Genomic DNA, 3,432 nt, shown 5'->3' on the forward strand with positions numbered 1-3,432 from the left:
TCAGTGCCACCCACCGCCCTGCCAAGTGCCACGCGCAGTTGCCACACCCCAGGCCATCAGTGCCACCCACCGCCCTGCCAAGTGCCACGCGCAGTTGCCACACCCCAGGCCATCAGTGCCACCCACCGCCCTGCCAAGTGCCACGCGCAGTTGCCACACCCCAGGCCTCCAGTGCCACGCATGATTGCCGCCCGCCTGTGCGTCCCGGCTCCAACGCAGCTTTTCGAAGCATGGGTGCATGGTGCTGGCCATAACCGTTGATGGGCGGCGGCTGGCCGCAGAGACTCCAACGCATTCTGAGAATGCGATTCGCCGCGTGAGCTTCGAGTGCGAAGGGGACAAGAGGCTGGAGCAGTTCATCGTGCATGCCTTGCGAAGCTTCCCCCCGACCGAGCGAGAGGCCATCCGCGCGCGGCTGATGCAGCAGCCCCGGATGGACGTAGGCACGTGGTGTTCCGGCACCGACGCTCCAGTGCTGATGAGCCGTGCCTTTGCGGAAGCTGCTCGTTCATCTCTGCAGTGCTCTGCGGACGTGCGGCATGCATTCAGCTGTGAATGTAACGTTGCCAAGCAACAGTTCCTGCTTGACATGGTCCCAGTGCCCATCCTGTTTGACGATGCTAACAGCCTGCCCAAGTTGTGTGGCTTCAACGTGAAGGGATCCACCGTTGAGCCTGTCCCCACCATCTCCCGTGCTTGGTTCGGCTTCCCATGCCAGGACGTGTCCAGCCTCAACATGCATGCAAAATCTCACGGAGCCATCGTGGAGGCAGGAACGCTGCGCACAGGGGGCATATTCCGTGCCAGCTGTGACTACATCGGCAAGATCACGGCAGACCTGGACCTCGTCATCGCAGAGAACGTGATGGGCTTGCAAGCTCATCGGACGTCAGACTCCGTGTCCAATCTCGATGCGTGCATCTCTTGCCTTGAGCAGCTGGGGATGTACGTGATCGTGTTTTACCTGTGCCCGAGCTACTTCAACAAGCCTGTGACACGCCGCCGTGTCTGGATCCTGTCAATCCCCTTGCGCTTGGCCCAGTATGTTGAGAAGGACATCTTAAACAAGAAGGCCGAGCAGCTGATGCAAATCATCATGAAGTCCGCGTTGAAGTCGGAGATGGGCCTAGACCTGGACTACCATCTCTTGCCCGAGGGCCACCCCTCGGTGCAGGAGCATATGTGGAGGTTGCGGCAACGCCGAGGCCGTGGCCACAACAACATTGGAACAAAACAACGATGGCTTCAGCGACATGAGGAGTGGTGCCACAAGCAAGGTCGAGATTGGGTGGGCATTCCTGCTGGTCTCAGTCGTGACCTTAGTTTGATTCCAGTTTGATTATCACTGATATTTCTGTGAAAACAAATTTCTGTGTGACGGCAGCCTGTGTTAGTGTTAGCAGATGACATGAATGTGAGAATGAATGACGGCGTTGCTGAAGGTCCGGAGTTCATCTCCTTGCACCCAGGCCTGTATGAGCTCTCCGCGCGCGAGCTGGACTTGCTGGCATGTGTGGACATTGCGTTGCCGTCCAACGTCCCAGGCACCATCAACATATCCCAGAATCTTGGGCGAACGAGGGCGGTGTCTGGTGGTTCCGCCTGCATCACGCCTCGCACGCGGTCCCTGCTGACGCATCGCATACGTCTGGCAAATGGTGTTGAGCGCCTGAACCTCCAGGGAATTCATTTTTTCTGGGCGGGAGTCCAGACTCCACAGCTACGACAGTGGAGTGTTGACAGATCTCGCTGGCAATGCATTTAATACCTACTGTGCAGCTGCAATGCACTTGGTGGGAGAGGGCTTGCTCGCGTTGTGTTGGAGCGCAGCATGCGAGTCTGCTGCTGCACCACGGCATGTCAAGAGACACCGTTCCAATGATTGGGATTCTGAGGACGAGCTCTGGGGATGAGCAATGCAAACTGCGGGAATCATGATTCTTCTCCACGCGATTCTAATGCTCATGATCATGCGCATGCTCATGCTCAAGCTCAAGCTCAAGCTCAAGCTCATGTTCACGCTCATGCGCGTGCTCATGTTCACGCTCACGCTCATGCTCGTGTTCATGCTCATGCTCATGCTCGTGCTCGTGCTCATGCTGATGGTGATCATGATCATGATCATGACTGCGATCTTGATCTTGATCTTGATCTTGACCTTGATCTTGATCACGATCACGATGACGATCACGACCACAATCACGACCACAAGCATGATCGTGATTGCCATCGCGATCATGACCGTGATCCTGGGCGTGATCACTATCGTGATCGAGATCGTGGGCATGATAGTGATCGGGATCATGATCAGACGAGCCAATGGCCAATGGTCAATCAATAAATCGATAGACGGTGACATTGACAATTAATCATGATGGTGACGCATGTCGGCAGTAACAGAACAAGCGTGAGCATAGCATCGGCCGTGTTGTAATCCTTGTTGTCATGTCCATCCGCGCCAGCTGCTCACAGCTGCCACCCAATGCCGCCAGCGCCAGTGTAGTGGGGCGCGATGACGTCAGCAGCATCATCATCTGCGTCTTCGGCTTGTGCAGCTGCGGGAGACTGCTGCGTGTCCTGCTGCAGGTCTTTTACCAAGACGCCCAACCCAATCATCGCGCATCGCGCGGTGAAGCCGTTGCTGCAACGGCGGCGGCCAAGGGGCCGTGAGTGCACTATGTGCCCAGGGATGGTGCGGACTCACTACCCTGGACAGACAAAAGCCCAGGTATATGAGAAGCTCAAGAAGGCCCGCGAGCAGAAAAACTCAGCGGTTGTGGACAAGTACATGGCAAACTTGGACACCTACGAGGCCCAGAAGAACGACACCAAAAATGCCAAGCGCCGGAGAAGGTCAGCAACGGCGAACGACAACAGCAATGACGACAGCAGCTCCAGTGGTCATGAGCCTGACACCGAGGTGAGCGCTATTTCAGTTTCCGGGCTGGAGATGAAACGTTACGTGGGCATCTTCTGGCCTGTCAACGTGTGGAAGAAGGAGAACAAGCCGGAGCTGCCAAAGTCGGACCTGACCAAGCTGCCGTACATGGGGAAAAAGGTTCCGGGCTACATGCGCGACCAGTCCGACGGCTGGGCTCCCGGCTGCATCGAGGTGTGCCACAAGAATGCGCACGTCGCCAACAAGAAGACCACTCTGCACAACAGCCGAAACAGCCTGTATGCTGGCGAAACCGAGGAGTTCTTCCAGGCAGCAGCGTCGCAGGTGAACGTCTCGTCCTCCAAGAAGGCCAACAAGGACGGCACAGAGACGCTGGTGGTGAGCTTCCCCAAGTTGCAGGGCAGGAAGAGTGCGGATGATTCTGAAGATGATCTGTGGGGCGACATCTTCAACATTGGTGCCGCCAAGAGCGCTGCTGTTGCAGCAGACGGTGAGGAGGCGGAGCATGGGTGGGTAGGTTGGGGACACGAGAC

3 protein-coding genes are annotated in these 3,432 nt (G+C 56.9%); all 3 read left to right on the forward strand.

Going from position 1 to position 3,432, the window contains the following annotated elements; all coding sequences use genetic code 11:
• Positions 1–238: 238 nt before the first annotated feature.
• Complete coding sequence (locus ABWQ00_RS15660; RefSeq protein WP_353239586.1) at positions 239–1,339, forward strand: DNA cytosine methyltransferase; 1,101 nt, start codon at positions 239–241, stop codon at positions 1,337–1,339.
• Positions 1,340–1,958: 619 nt separating this feature from the next.
• Positions 1,959–2,369 (forward strand): hypothetical protein, encoded by a 411-nt coding sequence (locus tag ABWQ00_RS15665; protein WP_353239587.1) that lies wholly within the window; start codon positions 1,959–1,961, stop codon positions 2,367–2,369.
• A 320-nt stretch (positions 2,370–2,689) separates the two neighbouring features.
• Positions 2,690–3,432, forward strand: a 743-nt coding sequence (locus ABWQ00_RS15670) for a hypothetical protein (protein WP_353239588.1), incomplete at its 3' end; no start/stop codon positions are given.

This window comes from Limnohabitans sp. (assembly GCF_040400975.1).
Lineage (GTDB): Bacteria > Pseudomonadota > Gammaproteobacteria > Burkholderiales > Burkholderiaceae_C > Limnohabitans_A.

Bases quoted from the DNA above. Each gene is read 5' to 3' on its own strand.
- ABWQ00_RS15660 (WP_353239586.1), top strand. From the start codon at position 239: ATGGTGCTGGCCATAACCGTTGATGGGCGGCGGCTGGCCGCAGAGACT.
- ABWQ00_RS15665 (WP_353239587.1), top strand. From the start codon at position 1,959: ATGCTCATGATCATGCGCATGCTCATGCTCAAGCTCAAGCTCAAGCTC.